15 protein-coding genes are annotated in these 20,960 nt (G+C 32.8%); 13 read left to right on the top strand and 2 right to left on the bottom strand.

Translation table 11 applies throughout. From position 1 onward, the window contains the following. Positions 1-28: 28 nt before the first annotated feature. The 10 genes from H600_RS0116325 to H600_RS0116370 all read left to right on the top strand — a co-directional run bounded on the left by H600_RS0116325 (position 29) and on the right by H600_RS0116370 (position 14,907). A complete protein-coding gene (locus tag H600_RS0116325; protein ID WP_026729790.1) occupies positions 29-1,141 on the top strand; it encodes a FecR family protein in 1,113 nt (370 codons plus the stop codon). A gap of 243 nt (positions 1,142-1,384) precedes the next feature. After that, entirely contained in the window at positions 1,385-5,092 is a 3,708-nt protein-coding gene (locus tag H600_RS0116330) for a SusC/RagA family TonB-linked outer membrane protein (protein ID WP_026729791.1), read from the top strand. An 11-nt stretch (positions 5,093-5,103) separates the two neighbouring features. After that, positions 5,104-6,591: a RagB/SusD family nutrient uptake outer membrane protein gene (locus H600_RS0116335; protein ID WP_026729792.1), complete on the top strand. Its 1,488-nt coding sequence runs from the start codon at positions 5,104-5,106 to the stop codon at positions 6,589-6,591. A gap of 19 nt (positions 6,592-6,610) precedes the next feature. Then, positions 6,611-7,471 carry a zinc-binding metallopeptidase gene (locus tag H600_RS0116340; RefSeq protein ID WP_026729793.1) on the top strand — a complete coding sequence of 287 codons (861 nt, stop codon included), beginning with the start codon at positions 6,611-6,613 and terminating at the stop codon, positions 7,469-7,471. A 12-nt stretch (positions 7,472-7,483) separates the two neighbouring features. Then, positions 7,484-8,827: a DUF4302 domain-containing protein gene (locus tag H600_RS0116345; protein WP_026729794.1), complete on the top strand. Its 1,344-nt coding sequence runs from the start codon at positions 7,484-7,486 to the stop codon at positions 8,825-8,827. 162 nt (positions 8,828-8,989) lie between these two features. After that, positions 8,990-9,736: a 3-oxoacyl-[acyl-carrier-protein] reductase gene (gene fabG / locus H600_RS0116350; protein ID WP_026729795.1), complete on the top strand. Its 747-nt coding sequence runs from the start codon at positions 8,990-8,992 to the stop codon at positions 9,734-9,736. 120 nt (positions 9,737-9,856) lie between these two features. Further along, entirely contained in the window at positions 9,857-11,884 is a 2,028-nt protein-coding gene (locus H600_RS0116355) for a hypothetical protein (protein ID WP_026729796.1), read from the top strand. 37 nt (positions 11,885-11,921) lie between these two features. Continuing rightward, positions 11,922-12,950 (top strand): hypothetical protein, encoded by a 1,029-nt coding sequence (locus H600_RS0116360; RefSeq protein WP_026729797.1) that lies wholly within the window; start codon positions 11,922-11,924, stop codon positions 12,948-12,950. A 20-nt stretch (positions 12,951-12,970) separates the two neighbouring features. Continuing rightward, positions 12,971-13,867 (top strand): LysR family transcriptional regulator, encoded by an 897-nt coding sequence (locus H600_RS0116365; RefSeq protein WP_026729798.1) that lies wholly within the window; start codon positions 12,971-12,973, stop codon positions 13,865-13,867. A 38-nt stretch (positions 13,868-13,905) separates the two neighbouring features. Beyond that, positions 13,906-14,907, top strand: a complete 1,002-nt coding sequence (locus tag H600_RS0116370; RefSeq protein ID WP_209320126.1) for a YeiH family protein — start codon at positions 13,906-13,908, stop codon at positions 14,905-14,907. Position 14,908: 1 nt separating this feature from the next. Here the strand turns inward: H600_RS0116370 and H600_RS0116375 are convergent, their stop codons facing one another. Beyond that, the gene (locus H600_RS0116375; protein WP_026729800.1) at positions 14,909-15,133 is read right to left on the bottom strand and encodes a hypothetical protein; all 225 of its coding nucleotides are present in this window, start codon (positions 15,131-15,133) and stop codon (positions 14,909-14,911) included. Positions 15,134-15,309: 176 nt separating this feature from the next. Here H600_RS0116375 and H600_RS0116380 point away from each other — a divergent pair, with 176 nt between their 5' ends. Further along, positions 15,310-16,308: a zinc dependent phospholipase C family protein gene (locus H600_RS0116380; RefSeq protein WP_026729801.1), complete on the top strand. Its 999-nt coding sequence runs from the start codon at positions 15,310-15,312 to the stop codon at positions 16,306-16,308. A gap of 114 nt (positions 16,309-16,422) precedes the next feature. On the opposite strand, the gene H600_RS0116385 is transcribed toward H600_RS0116380, so the two are convergent. Further along, entirely contained in the window at positions 16,423-18,558 is a 2,136-nt protein-coding gene (locus tag H600_RS0116385) for an LTA synthase family protein (protein WP_026729802.1), read from the bottom strand. Between the two features lie 204 nt (positions 18,559-18,762). Here H600_RS0116385 and H600_RS0116390 point away from each other — a divergent pair, with 204 nt between their 5' ends. Together H600_RS0116390 and H600_RS0116395 are read left to right on the top strand one after the other, a co-directional pair. Continuing rightward, positions 18,763-19,428: a response regulator transcription factor gene (locus H600_RS0116390; RefSeq protein ID WP_026729803.1), complete on the top strand. Its 666-nt coding sequence runs from the start codon at positions 18,763-18,765 to the stop codon at positions 19,426-19,428. Further along, positions 19,429-20,814, top strand: coding sequence for a sensor histidine kinase (locus H600_RS0116395; protein ID WP_026729804.1), 1,386 nt, complete (start codon positions 19,429-19,431; stop codon positions 20,812-20,814). It begins immediately after the preceding gene. The last annotated feature ends 146 nt before the right edge of the window (positions 20,815-20,960 follow it).

Here is a 20,960-nt window from a genome sequence, read left to right on the forward strand (position 1 = left end):
CTCTATGTTTTTGTAACCTTATTTTTAGATGCAAAAACGTAACACATATACTCAAATTGAGGACTTCTTGTCTGACGAATCGTTCCAATCATGGATCTTGCTTAAAATGGATCAGGATGGTTGGGAAGAATGGACTTTAGAAAGCTTGGAACGCGCCACACTGGTAGAAGATGCTAGGCATTTATTGCTGGCAATGAAAGTTTCAGATTCGGATTTATCCAGATCTGATGTTCAAAAAGCACTGCAAAAAACTTGGCTTAAAATCGAAGAAAAAGAAAATGAAATTCTTTTCAGCAAAAACGCCAGTACTAAGTTTTTCAAAAACTATTTTTTTACTGGAATTGCAGCCAGTTTATTCTTCTGTTTGATCGCTGTTTGGTATTATAAAAATTATCTGCCAGCTGACAATATTGTCACTTATAAAGAACTGATAGCCGAAAATAGTGAAGGATTAGTAGAACAGACAAACAATTCGAACAATCCGCAAATTATCACATTGTCAGACGGAAGTTCAGTTTTATTACAGCCAAATAGTAAGTTAAGTTACCCTAAAATCTTTACCGGGAACGAAAGAAAGGTGTATTTATCCGGCGAAGGTTTCTTTGAAATTAGTAAAAATCCTAAAAAGCCTTTTTTCGTTTACGCTAATGAGATTGTCACAAAAGTTGTTGGGACTAGCTTTAGAGTTAGGGCTTATTCTGACCAGCCTGATGTTGAAGTTCTTGTTCGCACCGGTAAAGTTAAGGTGAAATCCAATGATTTAGTTGCCAAACCGAATCAAGAGGAAGTAGTTCTTCTTCCAAATCAGGCTCTCCGTTTTTTTAGAAGTGATTTGAAATTCAATAAAATCACAAACATCACTCAAGATAAAACCTTAGTGCAGAGTGCAGGCAATATTGAACAGTTAAGTTTTGAGTTTAGCGATATTCCAGTTTCGCAAATATTCGAAACAATTGAGCAGGCCTATCAAGTCAAGATTGATTATCCAATAAATAAATTGAAAGATTGCCATTTGACTACATCACTTAGTGACCAGCCTTTGCCTGAAAAACTAAAAATTGTCTGTAAAAGTATTAGTGCTGAAACCAATTTTGAGATGAATGGAAATCAGATCATTATAACTTCTGAAGGTTGCAATTAATCTTTGCTTTATAACTGTAATTATAAAGCACTTTAATTCCTGGCTTCATTGAACTAAACTAAAAATTAACCAAAAACAAAACCAATTTTATAAGCCTATGTAAAAAACAATAGCATAAAAAAAAGTGCCGAAATGCTGTAACATTATCGACACTTATGAGATTGAATTTCTCTCTGTAAAGAGCAATTCAGTTCGTTTCTTAAAATACACGCGAATCAGTATTAATCAAAACAAACCAAAATTATGAAAAAACCAGTTGGTAAACAACGATTACTCCATCGAATCATGAAAATAACACTATTTCAGTTTGTCTTAGCACTTGTATTTTCAAGTGTTACAATGGCAAACAGTGTAAATGGGCAAAAAAAGTTAGATACTAAAGTTACAATTACAGTTGAAAATTTGACTTTAGACAACGCATTATCTAAAATTGAAAAGTCTGCGCAGGTAAAATTTTCTTATAATTCAAGATTGCCACAACTAAACCAAAAAGTTAGCATTGAAGCAAATCAAGAAACATTAGCTAGTATCCTTAGTAGGATTCTGGTTCCATTTAATATAACTTTTTCAGAAGTCAGTAATCAGATTGTTTTGCAGAAAAATGCGTCATCAGATTCATTTTCGAGCACGACAAATCATGATGCTATATCAAATATATTTACAGCGGGTCCTATTATTAAAGGGAAAGTTACAGATGTTACAGGAAGCCCTCTTCCTGGTGCAACGGTATTGGCAAAAGGAACTAAAATTGCAGTTTTGACCGATTTTGATGGAAACTTTTCTATTGAAATGCCTGCAAACAGTTCAGTTTTAGTGATTTCTTATGTGGGGATGGAAACAAAAGAAATTGGAACATCAAATACTTCACCAATTATTGTTTTGACAGAATTAGGTCAAAATTTAAAAGAAGTCGTAGTAACAACAGGTTATGAAAAAACATCTAAAAGAACTTTTACTGGAGCAATTAGTAAAATTTCTGGAAGTGAATTAAAAATAGATGGTGTAGTTGACGTAAGCCGAATGATCGAAGGAAAAGCTGCCGGAGTTACAGTTCAAAATGTCACGGGGACTTTTGGTACAGCACCAAAAATTACAGTTCGTGGTTCGTCTTCAATTTTTGGAGACACAAAACCATTGTGGGTAATTGACGGTGTAGTACAAGAGGACATTATTAATTTAACATTTGCCGACTTGGCATCTGGAAATTCTGAAACTTTATTAAGCTCATCTGTTGCCGGTTTGAATGCAAACGACATTCAAAGCATTGAAATTCTTAAAGATGCATCGGCTACGTCAATTTATGGTTCAAGATCGCTAAATGGAGTGGTGGTAGTGAACACAAAGCAAGGACGAAGAGATTCTCCTCTAAAAATAAGTTATGCGATAGAGCAAACCGCTAGAACAGTACCCAATTACAGTCAGTACGATATCTTGAATTCGCAGGAATCAATGAGTATTTTTAAAGAAATGGAAGCAAAAGGATACCTTGATTTGCCATCTACAGTAAATGGAAGATATGGTGGAGCATACAACCTTTTAGGAAGAGCAATCAATACATACAATCCAGAAACAGGTACTTATTTGGTTAATAACGATCCAGTTAGCCGAAATAATTTCTTGAAAAAATACGAATTGGCAAATACAGATTGGTTTGGTACTTTGTTTAGACCTTCATTGACTCAAAATCACTCTTTGAGTTTTTCTGGAGGAGGCAAAAACAATACATTTTATGCTTCTTTAGGTTATTACACAGATCCAGGATGGACTATTGCTGATGATGTAAAACAGCTTTCATCAAACATTAAAGGAACATTTTTTATCAATGATAAGTTGAATATTACATTGTCTACACTGGCTTCTATTCGTGATCAAGGGGCGCCAGGGAGTTATGAAAGTGAAAAAGATGTTGTTTTCGGAAAAGTAACTCGTGACTTCGACATTAACCCGTTTAATTATGTATTAAATACAAGCAGAACGCTTAGGCCTTATGATGATAATGGGAACTTAGAATATTATAGAAACAATTGGGCTCCAATGAATATTATCAACGAGTTGGCAAACAACTTCATGGAAATCAATGTAAAAGATATTCGTTTTCAAATGGATTTAGATTACAAGATAAGCCCACAATGGACGTATAATTTGACTGCTTCTGCACGTTATGCAAACACAACTCGTGAGCATAAAATACTAGAAGATTCGAATGTTGTTGGCGCATACAACGCAATGGAAAATACGATTGTGAGAGATGAAAATATCTTTTTGTACCAAGATCCAAATGATTTGACAGCGCCAAAAGTTTCGGTGTTGCCAAACGGTGGATTTTTAAGAAAGTTTACAAATGATATGACTTCATATAACATCAGAAATAGTGTTAGTTATAGAAATACATTTAAAGAGAAACATGAACTAGAAGGCTTCTTTGGGACAGAGATGAGAGTGGTGGATAGAACAAGCGATAATTTTGTTGCCGCCGGAATTCAGTACGACAGAGGAATGACAGCTTTTACAGATCCAAGATTATTGGAAAAAATCATCAATGCCGGAGATTCTTATTATGGTTTTAGTGAAGAAAAAGAAAGAACAGTTGGTTTCTTCGGAAAAGTAGGATATACTTACGATCGTCGTTATACAGCTTCCGTTACAGGGCGCTACGACGGATCAAACAGACAAGGAGACAGCGGGTCATCAAGATGGCTTCCAACCTATACTTTCAGTGGAAAATGGAATCTTTCGGAAGAAAATTTCATGAAAAATGTTGAATCTGTAAACAGTTTAAGTTTAAGAGGTTCTTATGGTTTGACAGCAACGGCTGGTCCCGCAACAAATTCTTTGGCTATTTACAAAAGTTTCATCACAGATCGTTTGAATCTTGATGACAGAGAAACGGGAATCAGAATCGACGAATTGCAAAATGGCGATTTGACTTGGGAAAAACAATACGAAACCAATTTAGGTGTTGATCTTGGAATGTTCCGTAACCGAATTGCATTAACAACTGATATCTACCGTCGAAAAGCTTTTGACTTGGTTGATTATGTAGTGACTTCAGGTATTGGAGGACAACGTATTAAACAGGGAAACAATGCCAATATGGAAACACAAGGTCTTGAAGTAGGTTTTACTACAAGAAATATTGTTGCCGATAAATTCAAATGGTCAACAACGCTTAATTTCTCTGTTTATAGCCAGAAAATAACCAAATTAGAAAACAAGCCGACTGCTTTTGATTTGATTGATGGAAATGGCGGAAACACAATTGGGCATCCCAGAAATTCATTGTATTCATACCAATTTACAGGTTTGAACCAGCAAGGTTTGCCAACTTTTATTATGGCAGATGGTGAAACTGATAATATTACTGGGGCAGATTTTCAAGATAATAAAGATGTTACAAAATATTTGAAATATGAAGGTTCAATTGAGCCAAATAAGTCAATTGGTCTTGCAAATACTTTTACATATAAAGATTGGTCGTTATATATCTTTTTTGTTGGATCAGGCGGAAACAAAGTTCGTTTGAATCCTGCTTATGATAGTACTTATGATGATTTGACTGTATTTACAAAAGATTTCACCAACCGTTGGATTAATCCAGGAGATGAAAATTTCACAAATGTTCCGGTTATTGCTGACCAAAGATTAAATGCAAATTATGGAGGAGAGCGTACACTTGCGAGAGCATACAATACTTACAATTATTCTGATGTTAGAATCGCGAGCGGTGATTTTGTGAGATTAAAAAACATTTCTTTGAGCTGGGAATTTCCAAAAGATTTCAAAAAGAAAATTGGCGTGAGCACTTTTACATTAAAGGGTTCGGCAGTAAATCCTTGGTTGGTTTATTCAGATAAAAAACTAAACGGACAAGATCCTGAATTTAGAAATTCTGGAGGTGTAGCATTGCCGGTTACGTCTCAATATACTTTTACTCTAAACATTTCATTATAATATTTAAAATTATGAAAAAGATAAAAATAACTTTATTTCTATTAGTACTTCTAAGTATTACTAGTTGTGATGATTTTCTTTCTGAAAAACCAGATAATAGAACCGAAATTGATACTCCAGAAAAAATCTCTGAATTATTGGTAAATGCATATCCTCAGGAAAGTTATTTCGACTTTGCAGAAACCATGACGGATAATGTTTTTGATAGTGGTTTGGCTAATACGCTACGAAAAAATGAGCAAAACTACAATTGGGAAATTCAAAGTGAAACTGACACTGACACTCAAGCGGCTTATTGGGACGCATGTTACAGTGCGATTGCACACGCAAACAAAGCACTTGAAGCCATCGAAGAATTAGGAAGCCCAAAAAGTTTAAATCCGCAAAAAGGGGAGGCTTTGCTTGCAAGAGCATATTCACATTTTATGTTGGTTTCTTTCTGGTCGCAACGTTATAATCCCGCTACAGCAGATAAAGATTTAGGAATTCCGTATGTAACAAAACCAGAAACGGCTTTGATTACAAAATACACAAGAAATACAATAGCTGAAGTTTTTGACTTGCTTCAAAAAGATATTGAGGAAGGTTTGCCATTATTAACAAATGATTATTCAGAGCCGAAATTTCATTTCAATAAAGAAGCTGGAAAAGCTTTTGCAAGCCGTTTCTATTTAATAAAAGGAAATTGGGATCGCGTAATTGAATTGTCTAACGACTTAGGTTCTAAACCTGTCGGAAAACTAAGGGATTATGCTTCTTATAAATTAGATGATTTCCAAACACAAAATATGCGCTATGCAGATAGCGATGAGCCAACAAATTTGCTGGTTGCTTCTCCAGAATCGTATTATGCAAGAGCTTCTTATGGTGGGTCTTCTGCAAGCCGATTTTTCCTTTCTGGAACTCGATATAATGAGATATTAGGTACTCCAACAAATATTTTCGGAAAATCTTGGTTGTATTCTATTTACTCACGAAACAGTTTTATAACGGCTTTTGTGCCAAAGTTTTATGAATATTTCAAGTATACTAACGTAACGGCAAACATTGGAAACGGATATTTAGCAGAGGTTTTGCTGAGCAATGATGAGTTTTTCCTGAACAGAATCGAAGCGCACGTTATGAAAGGGCAGATTGCAGAAGCCAACGGAGAATTGGAATATTTCCTTGCAACTAGAACGACGAATTACAACGCGGCAACAGATAAATTAACTGAGGCCAAAATTGTAGCAAAATATCCCGTAGTTGACAATGAGTACACGCCATTTTACACCATGACGCCGGTGCAGACTTCGTATATCAAAGCAATTGCAGAAACAAGAAGAAGAGATTTTATTCACGAAGGGATGAGATATTTAGATGTTAAGCGATTTAATATCGTAGTAAAACATGAAACAATCAATAAGCCAACAAATACGCTAGTAAAAGACGATAAACGAAGAGCAATTCAGATTCCGCTTCACGCGTCAAGCAATGGTATTGAGTCAAATCCGAGATAAAAACTTTAATTGAAAAGACATGAAATTATCAAAATATACTAAAATTGCTGGGGTGTTTTTATTAATAATAACACTGATTTCCTGCGCCAGCGAAGAACAACCGGGAGAAAGCCAGTTAGATTTTACACAGCCACAAAAAACGGCTTTGGACAATTGGATCACAGCAAATTATCTTGTTCCGTACAACATTAATGTGCAATACAAGTGGAATCAAAACACGGTTGACAATAATCGATATTTATTTCCTCCGCAGGTAGAAAAAGTACAACCAGCGCTTGAAATCGTTCAGAAAATTTGGTTGGAAAGTTATAAAGCTATTGGCGGACCTGATTTTGTAAAGAAAATTGCACCGAGAGAATTTGTTTTGATTGGTGGCGTGAACTTAAATACTGTCGGAACTAAAACCTTAGGTTTAGCAGAAGGAGGGCAGCGTGTTACCCTTTTTGAAACCGATTATGTAGATAAGAAAAATAGAGAAAATATCAAACAGTTTCTTCATACGATCCAGCACGAATATGTTCATATTTTGAATCAAAATAAACCTTTTGACGAAAAAAGTTGGGCAAAAATTACACCATCTGGTTATACGGCGAGCTGGCATTTGTATTCTGATGAAGAGTCGAGAGAAATTGGTTTTATTACAAATTATGCCAGAAGCAACATCAACGAAGATTTTGCAGAAATGGCTTCAATGATGCTGATTAATTCTAAAGCCGAATATGATGCAATTTTAGCGTCAATTTCAAACCCTACTGCCGTTGCGCAAATCAAAGAAAAAGAAGCTCTTGTAGTTAAGTATTATAAAGATGCTTACAATATGGATTTCTATAAGTTGCGCGACGAAGCTGAAAAAAATACTAACGCTGTAATTAACAACTAACAAATGAAGATTATGAAAGCAAAAAATATATTGAAATATCTAGCCCTGATAATAATTTCATTGCATTTTACAGGTTGTAGCAGTACTGATGCTGAACAAAAATTTGAACAGACGCCAACAGAAAGATTAAACGCACAAAAAAAAGAATTAAGCGATGTCTTGCTAACTTCTGAGTACGGATGGAAAGCGGTTTATTTTACAGATAACACCATTTTGGGCGGTTATACGCACTTATTCAAATTTGCCGCTGACGGAACAGTACAAATGGCTTCGGATTTTGACAATGATACTAAAACGTATAAAAGCGAATATGCTATACAATTAGGAAGTACTGTAAGCTTAACTTTTACAACGAGAAATAGAATTCATCTTTTATCAGATTCAGATAGCTATCCTATCGATGTATTACGTGGAAAAGGATATTTAGGCGATTTCCAATTTCTGTATTATGGTCAAGAAAATGGCGAAATCATTTTTAAAACAAATAGAACGGTTCAAGAACTTCGTTTTGTAAAAGCAACTGCAGCGGATTGGGAAAATCTTCCAAAGCATATGGATATGGAACAAAATGTTATTGGTTCTGATGCTCGTCCGTTATTTAGATTGTTGGAAACGAATGATGGAACAACAAAACATCAATTTGATTTTAGTTTTGCTGAAGTTACTCGTTTTGCAGAAGCAAATTCTATTGAAGCGGGTTATTCACAAAGTTATGATATGGGAATTGCATATACACCAACAGGTATTATCGTAAGTCCTGCAGTTGTTGTAAAAGATCAAAAATTAACATCTTTTATTTATGATGATGCTACTGGAAGTTTTACTGCCACGGGTACAAATGGAGTAAGTGCTGTTATTAAATACACAGAAAAGCCTTTAGTGTTGACAGATGATTATAAAATACTTCTTAAAGGAAAACCTTTTGCAGCATTTGGCTATTATCCGGATGATTATACCGCCGATGCGCCAACAAATTCAAAATTATTCCTTGCTGAAATTGAAAAGATTAATGCAGCATTGCCTGCAGGTCAATATGTTGCTTCTGTTCAACTATATTTTAATCATTCTCTAGGTACATTTATCTACTATACGTTTGTAGGTAGAGGTGCTTTACAACATTATGTTGATGTTGTGGAAGATCCGGTTGGCAAAAAAATCATTTTGAAACATAAATCTTGGAATGGAAACACAACTGTTGCAACGCCAGCATTTTTAGCAGGTTTTGATAAAAACTTAATGGATCCAAATGGACTTTATGTAAAAAAGGAAAGTTTTAAATTATTTTACAACAATACAGTTTACACCTTTACAAGTTCGTCAAGCCCTTTTAGAATGACGACTTGGCAACTTAATTAGTTTTTAGTTTTGTTTTTAATTTTGGAGGAAAAGCAACTCATTTTATGAGTTGCTTTTTTTCTTGTTTAGGAAGATTATATGCCATTTTTTGCACTCCAAATTTTATTAAACGCCCAAATAATCTATATTTGTAATTCAAAAAATAAAAACGAATACCTTAATATGAAATTACTAGAAGGAAAAGTAGCAATCATTACGGGCGCTAGCCGCGGAATCGGGAAAGGAATTGCAGAAGTTTTTGCTAAACACGGCGCAAACGTAGCATTTACATATAGTTCATCTGCTGCATCTGCAGAAGCTCTTGAGGCTGAATTGAATAGTTTAGGAGTTAAAGCTAAAGGTTATCAATCTAACGCTGCTGATTTTAACGAAGCGCAAGCTTTTGTTGACGCTGTTTTGGCAGATTTTGGAACAGTTGATATTTTGATCAACAACGCCGGAATTACGAAAGACAACTTATTAATGCGTATGTCTGAAGCTGATTTCGACCAAGTTATTGATGTTAACTTAAAGTCGGTTTTTAATATGACAAAAGCAATTCAAAAAACATTCTTGAAACAACGTGCTGGTTCTATTATCAATATTAGTTCTGTTGTAGGTGTTTCTGGAAATGCTGGTCAAACTAACTATGCAGCTTCTAAGGCGGGTGCAATTGGTTTCACAAAATCTGTAGCACTTGAATTAGGTTCTCGTAATATCCGTTGCAACGCAATCGCTCCTGGTTTCATCGAAACTGAAATGACTGCAAAATTACCTGAAGACGTAGTAAAAGGATGGAGAGACGGAATTCCGTTGAAACGTGGAGGAACTACAGAAGATGTTGCAAATGCTTGTCTTTTCTTAGCTTCAGATATGAGTGCTTACGTTACAGGACAAGTTCTTAACGTTTGTGGAGGAATGCTTACCTAAGATTCTAAGTTGTTATCCCGAAGCTTCGGGACTGAGGGGCTAAGTTTTTTAATCTGACTCTGGAACAGAACACAATTTTTAATCTGATCACTGCAAACTGATACTGAATACTAAAACTATATGACTACAAACTCGATTTTATTATTATTGCTTTCTTTAGTAATAGCTGGTGGTTTGTCGTATTTTCAATATTTTTTTAAAGCCAAAACCAAATCAAATCTGATTTGGTTTTTGGCTTTTTTGCGTTTTTTAGCCATTTTTGGATTATTAGTTTTACTGATAAATCCAATAATTTCCAAAAGTTCGCTTGAAGTTATAAAAACGCCTTTGGCAATTGCCGTTGATAATTCAAGCTCGATTGAAGCTTTGAAATCAGATAAAAAAGCAGTTGAATTATATCAAAAATTAATTTCAAATCCAGCTCTTAAAGAGAAATTTGAAATTCAGTCGTATCAATTTGATGCTGATTTTAAGTCTTCAGATAAATTTGATTTTAAAGGAAAACAAACCAATCTTGATGAAGTTGCCAAAAATCTAAAAAGCATCAACAAAAACCTGACTTTCCCAACGGTTATTATTACTGACGGAAATCAAACTACAGGAAACGATTATGTATATCGATTTGATCCTGTCAATAAAGTTTATCCTTTGGTTGTGGGAGATACAACTACTTTTTTTGATTTAAAAATCAATCAGCTAAATGTAAATAAATACGCTTTTCATAAAAATAAATTTCCGGTCGAAGTTTTTCTTCAATATTCTGGAGATAAACCAGCAACTGCTGATTTCACTATTTCGCAAGGAAATTCGGTTGTAGCAAAAGAGAAATTTTCCTTTTCGCCATCTAAAAAAACAGCGTCTTTGAATTTGCTTTTGCCAGCAGATAAAGTTGGGTTGCAGATTTTCAGAGCATCAATTTCTTCTAGTACAAAAGAGAAAAACAGTTACAATAATATTAAGAATTTTGCAGTCGAAATTATTGATCAAAAATCGACAATTGCAATTGTTTCGGCTATAAATCATCCTGATATCGCAGCTTTGAAACGTTCAATTGAAGTTAATGCGCAACGTAAAGTAATTTTGGTTAAGCCAAACGATATTAATCAGTTGCAAGAAGCTTCGGTTTTGGTTTTGTATCAGCCAAACGCATCGTTTAAAGCCGTTTTTGATAACAATAAAAATGCAGGAAGAAACACGTTTATTATTACAGGAAACAACACCGATTTCAATTTTTTAAATCAGCAACAAAATAATCTTGTTTTTAAAATGAGCGGACAGGTAGAAGATTATTTATCTGAATTTCAATCTCAGTTTAATTTGTTTGCCATTGATGATATCGGTTTTGAAAATTTTCCGCCCTTGCAAAACGCTTTCGGGACAATTTCAACTAACGGAAATGTTTCTGTTTTGCTATCTTCAAGAATCAGAAATGTTTCGACAAATGCTCCTTTATTGGCTTTCGCCGAAAATCAAGGAAAAAGAACCGCTTTCCTTTTAGGAGAAAACAGCTGGAAATGGCGCTTGCAAAGTCATATTGACAATCAGTCATTTGAAAAATACGATGTTTTTATAGATAAGATCATTCAGTTTTTGGCAACTTCGGCTTCAAAAAAATCTTTGGTTGTAACACATGAAAGTTTTTATAATTCAGGAGATGAACTTATTATCAATGCTCAGTATTTCAATAAAAACTACGAGTTTGACGAAAAAGCAAGATTGACAATTTCGGTTACCAATGCCGAAACGAAGCAAAGCAAAAACTATGATTTATTAAAAGGAAATAATTCCTATTCTGTAAATCTTGACGGATTAACTGCCGGAAAATACAATTTTACAGTAAAAGAAGTAAATTCAAATACTTCGTATTCAAGTCATTTCGAAATCTTAGATTTTGATATCGAAAAACAATTCGTAAATCCTGACGTTTTAAAACTAAAGCAATTGGCGTTGCAAACAAACGGAAAAGCTTTCTTTGAAAATCAAGCGGATGATTTGATCAATACGCTTTTGGAAAACAAAGAATACAAATCAATCGAGAAAAATATTTCAACTAAAACTCCAATAATTGATTGGGTTTGGTTATTGATTTTAATTGCTGCTTTATTGACAACAGAATGGTTTGTTAGAAAGTATAATGGGTTGCTTTAATCGTTTTTTTGTTTTTATGCTTTAATATTGTCTATTTATGAGGGACTTTTTTTTATTCTTATGTTTTGTTTTTGGCTTTCAATCTTTTTCTCAAAATGTAATTGAATTAAAGTCTGATGAAAAAGTTGAGCCTGAAATTATAGGGACATATTTAAAAGGCTCAAATTTGTATGTGTTGAATTTTGAGTATTTAGACAGTGACAATAGATTTTATTTTCTTTATAAAATTGATTTGGAAAGCAAAAAGGTTTTAAATAAAATAAAAATCAATCAAGGCAAAATTTATAAAGAGCCGTATTTTAAAGAATTTAATGATTCGCTATGTATTTTTAACAGAAGTACTTTTGATGAATTTGCTGGATATTTCATTTTTGATTTCGATTTGAATACCCAGAAATATTTACAAGATTCAAATATTGCTGAATATGCAAAGTCGAATAAAATTCTATTTTTTAATGATTTTAAAAATGAACTTATATATTTAGACGGAAAACCTATAAAAAAAGAAAAAGGTTTTGCTTATTTGTCTTTAGAGGATAAAAGCCTTTATTTTTTTGAGCCATCTTATCAAACAAAGAATGTTTCTTTTAACAAAGTTAATTTAGAGACTAATTTAAAGAAGGTTTACACTTTTAAGGAGTTGCCTAATTATGAAAATGATTTTACGCAGTATAATAAATTTAGAAATAATAGTAATTTTTTCGCTTCACAGAATTATATATTTGTTACACCTGAGCTGGGGCAAGCTGTTAACCTAGGGAATTTTTATGTTTTGAAGTTTAATAAGACAGATGCAAGTCTTGTTAATATTGAAATTCCGAAAATAGAGAATCTCATTGAGTGTGATAAAATAAAAATCTTTTTAGATGTGCAGTATGCTATTGCAAGTGGTGGCAAAAAGGATTTAATACAATTTGGTGTTGATAAAAATCAAACTTTTTGTATATGTAAATCAAAGATGATTGAAGAGCGTTTTTATTATCATTACATTAGGAATTACAAGCAAAAGAATATTTATATCGGAAATGATTACCAAACAAAGTCTACTAAGGTTTACTTTGATTGAAACGAGTAATTTGAGACAATATGGATTTCAGACTAAAAGTATTTTACACCGTTGCCCTCCGCCTTAATTTTACTAAAGCGGCAACCGAATTGTATATTACACAGCCAGCAGTTTCAAAACACATTCAAGAACTCGAGGAAACTTATAAAACAAAACTTTTTGAACGAAACGGGTCAAAAATTGCCTTGACTCCAGCTGGGCAAATTCTCTTAAAACATACAAAAGATATTTTTGAAATTTACCGAGAGATAGATTTTGAAATGAGTTCGTTTATCAGCGAGCGCCAAGGTTTATTACGATTAGGAGCGAGCACAACTATTTCACAATATGTTATTTCGCCTGTTTTGGCCCGTTTTCATCAGAAGCAAAAAGATATAAAAGTCAATTTGCTGAATGGAAATACAGAACAAATAGAAAATGCTTTAATCAATAAAGAAATCGAAATCGGAATTGTTGAAGGACAATCCAAAAATCAGTCGATTAAATACATTCCATTTTTGAAAGATGAATTAGTTTTGGTTTGCAGCAGCAAAAATCTATTGGCAAAACAAAATGAGATTTCAGTAACCGATTTAAAGTCAATGAAGTTCATAACCAGAGAACGTGGTTCTGGAACACTAGAGGTTATTGAATTTGCATTGAAAAAAATCAATTTAAAACTTTCTGATTTAAAGATCGAAATGCAATTAGGAAGCACAGAAAGCATAAAGTCGTATCTTTTAAATTCGGATTGTTTTGCTTTTATGTCGATTCATGCGGTAAGCAATGAGTTGAAAAACAAAGAATTAATTGTGTTGGATGTCGAAAACTTGACCATTGAACGCTATTTTTACATCATCACTTTATTAGGAAAATCAGATCCTTTGTCTGAATTGTTTATTCAGAATATTTCAAATTACTATAACTTGAAGTTATAACGGATTGTTATTTGCGATTGGCAATTTCCGTTTAATCCATGGAACTTTGCAAAGTAAATATCAATTATATTATTTTGAAAACGCAACAACATCCCGCTTCGCAATTACTTGAAATTAATCAACCGGTACAGCAATTAATTTTTGGATTAATAATTTTGTTATGCTTGTTATCAATAATTTCACCACCCATTGCATTATTACTTGGGGTTATCATGGTAAATGTTTTTGGAAACCCTTTCATGGAATTCAATAACAAAGCAATAACATTTTTATTGCAATTTTCTGTCGTGGGTTTAGGTTTTGGAATGAATGCTTCTAGCGCAGTTTCAGCTGGGAAAGAGGGGTTTTTGTTGACGGTGTTTTCAATTTTCAGCACTTTAATTTTTGGTTTTCTTTTGGGAAAATGGCTTAAAAACGAGAAAAAAACTTCACATTTAATTTCATGCGGAACGGCAATTTGTGGTGGAAGCGCAATTGCGGCAATTTCGCCAGTAATCAAATCAAACGAAAATCAGACTTCAATTGCTTTGGGTGTCATTTTTATATTGAATTCGGTTGCACTGTTTGTTTTTCCTTTTATTGGACACCAATTAGATTTATCACAACAAGATTTTGGTTTATGGTGTGCAATAGCCATTCATGATACTAGTTCTGTAGTTGGCGCTGCTAATAAATATGGCACTGAAGCTTTGCAGGTGGCAACGACTGTAAAATTAGCCAGAGCATTATGGATTATTCCAATCTCGTTAATTACTGCATTTGTCTTCAAAAACAAAAACTCAAAAATTAAAATCCCTTATTTTATTGGATTCTTTATTTTGGCGATGTTGCTGAATTCGTATGTTTCAACTGTTTCTGTTTTTGCGCCACATATTGTAAATGTTGCTAAAACTGGATTAACTATAACCTTATTTTTAATTGGTGCTACTTTAAATTTCAATACTTTAAAAGCGGTAGGGATAAAGCCTTTATTGCAGGGAATTTTCCTTTGGTTGTTTATTGCAGTTTTGGCATTAATAGCGATTGTATTTTTAAACTAAATTATTTTGCATTCGAAATTTTGGCAATTGGCTTTCCTGTCATTTTGTATAATTTTCCTGAAAACAATTTAAGCATGGCTGTTTCAGCATTTAGAGGATCATTAATTTTTAATGTTTGTTTAGTATTTAATATAGTATCGTTGATGTCTTTGAGTTGTATATCAACTTCTTGTGCAAAAGAAATAGTCGAAACGAAAAGAAAAAAATATAAACTAATAAGGCGCATAGTAAAATGATTTAGTCCAATCAAACTTACAAAGAAAAAAATGATCTTAAAATGAAATTATGGTACTTATAAGGCTTAAAATAGATAAAAAGTAAAATTAGGACAATCTTATAAGGTATTCTTTGAATTATCTTTAAATTATCTGTAGATTTGCCCCCTCAAAAAACAAAAACAAAATGAAAAATTTCAGAATGAGACCAAGGTTAATTGCCTTATTAGCTTTAATTATTGGTTTTTTTACTTTATCATGGGGTATTGTAGGCCATGAAAGAATCAACAAAGCAGCTGTAATGGCTTTGCCAAAACAAGTTCAAGTATTCTTTTACAATCACATTGATTTTATTACTCAGGAAGCTTCTGTTCCAGATATTCGCAAATATGCTTTAAATTATAAAGATGAAAATGCAAGGCATTATTTTGATATGGAAAATTTTGGACCTGCTGATGCCTTTCCTCAGACATTAGAAGAAGCAAAACAAAAATATGATGCTAAATTTTTGAACGATAACGGAATTTTGCCTTGGTATATTGAGGATATGATGGCAAAGTTGACAAAAGCTTTTAAGGATAAAAATAGAGCAGAAATCTTGTTTCTTGCGGCAGATTTAGGACATTATATTGGAGATGCGCACATGCCTCTGCACACTTCTGCAAATCATGACGGACAATTGAGTGATCAGAAAGGAATTCATTCGCTTTGGGAAAGTAGATTACCTGAGTTATATGCAAAGAACTACAAACTTAATGTTCCTGAAGCGCAATATTATGAAGATGTTCATAAAGCAGTTTGGGCTATGATTAATGATACACATAGTTTGGTTAAGCCTTTATTGGATATTGATAAAAAATTGAGAACTTCAACTCCAGAAGATGGAGTGTTTAAAAAAGATGCTGAAGGCAAAATTTTGAAAACCAAATATAATACCGCCGTTTTCTCTGAAGAATATGCTGAAAAATTGCACAAAGATTTGAATGGAATGGTAGAGAGCCAAATGAGAAAAGCTATCGCGGCAACAGCAAGTTTTTGGTACACAGCGTGGGTAAATGCAGGAAAACCTGATTTAAGCACTTTAGATGCACCAGCTGTTACACAAAGAAATTATCCAGCTTTACAAGAAGATTTGAAATTGTATCAAAAAGGAGATTTATTCGGAATGAAAAATCAAAATGATTAAGACTTTTGCTTCAAGTTTCATGTGCTACGTTTCATGTCGCTTGGATATAAATAAAAAGAAAGCCTCAAGTTCTTGTGAATTTGAGGTTTTTTTTTCTTTTTTTTAATGATTTATTTACTTGGCTTCAGCATACAGATTAGCATTTTTTGTTTTTGTATCGTTGAACTGATATTCTTTTTCTTTTAATAAATAGGAAGCAGATTGGTAAAAAGAAATCGCATCATTTACCAAATCAGTTCTTTCGGTTTTTAATGGAGTTTCTTCGTATATAATTTGAAATTCGGATGCAACTCCCGCTATTGGTTTTACTTTTAAAGCATATTGTTTTACAACTTGTTTTGGTGATAAAATGGTTAAGATATTATCTTTTATCAATCCTAAATCTTGATAAGTTGCAATAAAAGCTCTCGGTTTGTAATCTGTTTTAAAAACATCTTGGCCGAAAAATTTACTTTCGTAATCAAAATGCAACATTCCGAAAAGCGTTGGCATCAAATCAATTTGCGACATTAGTTTGTTGAATTTTGCAGGTTTTTCATTTGGACTATAAATAAAAGCCGGAATTCTATATTTATCTAATGGAAGTTGTGTTTTTCCAGCACTCGAGGCACAATGATCGGCTACTATAACAAAAACGGTATTTGTAAACCAAGGTTGTTTTTTTGCCATTTCAAAGAATTTTTGAAGGGCAAAATCGGTATATTTTACCCCGCCTTCACGAGATTTTATATCGCCAGGAATATCAATTTTGTTGTTTGGATAAGTAAAAGGCCTGTGATTGCTCACCGTCATGATATGATTAAAAAACGGTTTATTTTCCTTAGCTTCGTTGTTCATGACCTTTATAGCCTTATTGTACATGTCTTCATCGCAAACACCCCAGACATTTGAGAATGTTATTTCATCAGGAGAAAAACTCGATTTATCAATAATCTGATATTGATTTCCTGAATAAAAATCTTGCATATTGTCAAAAAAAGCATCGCCTCCATACATGAATTTTACATTGTAACCCTTTTGTTTGAAAACTGCTCCAGTAGAAAATTTGTTTTTATTGTCTTCACGTTTTACTACACTTTCTCCAGCGGTTGGAGGCAGGCATAAAGTTACAGCTTCAAGACCGCGAACAGTTCTGTTTCCTGCGGCATACAAATTAGTGAACTGAAGGCTCTTTTGTGCTAAACTATCTAGAAAAGGAGTGATGTTTTCTTTGTTTCCATATTCCTTCATAAAATCAGCACTATAACTTTCAATTGTAATTAAAACAACATTTTTGTGATTCTCAGTAGCATCTTCATTGATATTTCGAAGCGTATTTTCGCCAGAAATTGCTGGAAATTGCTCTTTTAAATTTGCAAATGCTTTTTCTTTTGGCAAAGTTTTGTAAAACTTGAAATAATCTAATTTGTTGTTCTGAAACGCTAAATAAAATTTGTATATCCCATTGGATTGTAATTCGTTAACAAAAACATTTTTAGAGTTCTCGGTTTTTGACAAAGTGGGAACTGCAAATAGAGAAATCAAAAATAGGCAAATATAAATTCCAGAAATTTTTAATTTTTCATTTAGATTAGGAATTTCTTCAATATAGTTTTTGGATTTCCTTAAAATAAAATAAGTGATTACCGCCGTTACTGTAAAAAGTACTGAGAATATAGGAATTACAGGATAAGACTGCATAATGTTTCCAATTACTTCATTCGTGTAAATTAAATAATTCACGGCAATGAAATTGTATTTTACGCCAAATTCATTCCAAAAGAAATATTCGCTCAATCCATTTTGAAGTATTAATAAAACGTAAAGGAAAATAACAAAAGCAAATAACCAGTATCTGATTTTGTCTCTCCATTTTGGAAGAAAAAGCAATAATGAAAAAAGGGCTGTTTTGATTCCCACGAAAATTAAAACAATTCTCGGCAAAGCGCCACCGTATTCGTCTAAAATACTTTTTCCTGATGCGATGTATAAAAACAGAGCAATAAATCCACCCAGAATAATATAACCGTATGGTTTGTTGTATTTTTCATTAGAAATGAAAATCAAATAAAGCCATAAAAATATGCTAGTAATTACAAAAACAAAAAAATCAGAGATCAAGCCCAAACTGAAAATTTTTAGGCTTTCAAGAATTGTAAATGAACTTTGTGTTATCGGGTGGAAGAAAAGAACAATTCGCAATAAAAAACTAACGAGAAAATAGAAAAATGCGATATTGTAAAATGGCGAAATCTTTTTAGAGAAAATCATGATATTGTATTTTCTGCAAAATTAAATTGCATTTATGAGTGTTAGATGAAGTTATGCTTTAACCTTGCTTAGTGTTAACTTAATGTTGACTTAAGATGATTAAATTGGTTAATTCTAAAGGATTATGGCAAATTCTGAATTCGAAAATATTTATCTTTGACAAACGTATCAAAGAGGATAATCTTAAACATAAATCATAAAAACATGCATATTTTAATCGTTGAAGATGAAATAGGAATCGTGCAATTTCTGCAGCAAGGGCTTCAGGAAGAAGGCTATCTCGTGACAACTGCCAATGATGGCTCAAAAGGTTTTGAATTAAGTCAAAATCATCAATACGACTTGATTTTGCTAGATTGGATGTTGCCGAAAATCAATGGCTTGGATTTGTGTAAAGCTATTAGAATAAAAGATCAGTTAACGCCAATAATTTTTCTGACCGCAAAAGACACGGTGCAGGAAACCATTGCGGGCTTGAAAGCTGGTGCAAATGATTACATTAAAAAGCCTTTTAGTTTTGAGGAATTGGTTGAACGCATCAAGGTTCATTTTAGACACAGAAAAGGCAATCAAGAATTGACTCTCGGAACCATAAAAATTGATTTGTCAAAGCATGTTGTGCTCAAAAATGATGAAGAAATTACGCTAACGCAGAGAGAATTTGAATTATTGACTTATTTGATTGAGAATAAGGGTAAAGTTTGCACGAGAAACCAAATTTTAAAAGATGTTTGGGATATTAATTTTGAGTACGACACGGGCGTAATTGATGTTTTTATGAATGCAATTCGAAAAAAGCTTAATTTGAAAATTGAGGAAGATTATATAAAAACAATTCGCGGCATCGGTTATATTGCTAACGACTTATAAATGGCACAATTATCTTTTAAAAACAGAATTGCTTTAAATTATATCATTACGACTGGTTTGTTGATTTTGGTTGTTTTTTCGGCAACTTATTTTACTGTAAAATTCACTGTTTACAAACATATTGACGAAAATTTGATGATTGAAATTGAAGATCATTTAAAGGAAATCAAAATCGAGAACAAAAAAGTGATTTTTATGGATGCAGAAGAATGGGAGGAACGTGAACACAATTCTGTTGATGTGAATCCTGTTTTTGTTCAGTTTTTTGATTTAAATAAAAAAGTAATTGAAAAATCGCCTAATCTAAAGAATGAAGTACTTGTTTTTCATGAAAGCAAGGAGCATTATGAGTTATTTGACACACATTTATTAGGTAGCAAGATTAGGCAAATTCAGATTCCGCTTCAAGTAAAATCAAAAAAAATAGGATATTTGATTATTGCAATGTCATTAGCAGATTCAGCTAAAGTGCTTAAAAATCTATTAGACACCTTGTTGATTGCATTTCCAATCATTTTAGTATTACTTTTTTTGATTGCACGTTTTTTTGCGGGACGAAGTATAAAGCCAATAAATGCTATTATAAATACCTCTAAAGTAATCACTAAAGATAATCTGAAAACCCGAATTCCGTTGCCAAAAACGCGCGACGAATTATTTACGCTTTCAAAAACAATAAACAATTTGTTAAACCGAATTGAAGATGCAATTGAACGTGAAAAGCAATTCACGTCAGATGCGTCACACGAGCTTCGTACACCGCTAACCGTTATTAAAGGAACACTTGAAGTATTGATTCGCAAACCAAGAGATAACAAGGAGTATGAAGAAAAAATAAACTATTGCATAAATGAAGTTGACCACTTAAATGCATTGGTAGATCAGTTGCTTTTGATGGCACGTTTTGAGAATCAAAAACAAAATATTAATACCGAATCTGTTTATTTAAATTCTGTTATTTTGGATGTTTTGACTTTGAATTCAGAAAAAATAAAAGCTAAAAATATAGAGGTGAAATTTGATGCTGAGACAGATTTCCATATCCAGTCGGATAATTTTTTGGTGATTACTATTTTAAGAAATATTATTTCGAATGCAATAAAGTATACAAATAACGGCGGTTCTATTTTGATTATGCTTTTGAGACAAAACGGAAAAACAATCTGTAAAATCAAAGATGATGGAATTGGGATTGCAAAAGGCGATTTAGAAGCAATTTTAAATCCATTTTTCAGATCAAATTCAACCGATCATCCTGAAATTAAAGGAACTGGGTTAGGTTTGTCGATTGTTAAAAGAACTACCGAATTACTAAATATAAAGTTTAAAATAGAAAGTGAGATTGAAATTGGCACAACTGTATATTTGACTTTTAATGACAAATAAGAAAACGTTATCGTGAATTGAAAATATGTAGTAAAAATGGGGCTTCGGCTTTTTTTTAACAATAAACTATCGTTAAGTTATATTAAAAATTGCTTTTTTATGAAATTAACTAGTATATTTGCAACCGAATCAAAGAATTATAAAAC

The organism is Flavobacterium denitrificans DSM 15936 (assembly GCF_000425445.1).
Lineage (GTDB): Bacteria > Bacteroidota > Bacteroidia > Flavobacteriales > Flavobacteriaceae > Flavobacterium > Flavobacterium denitrificans.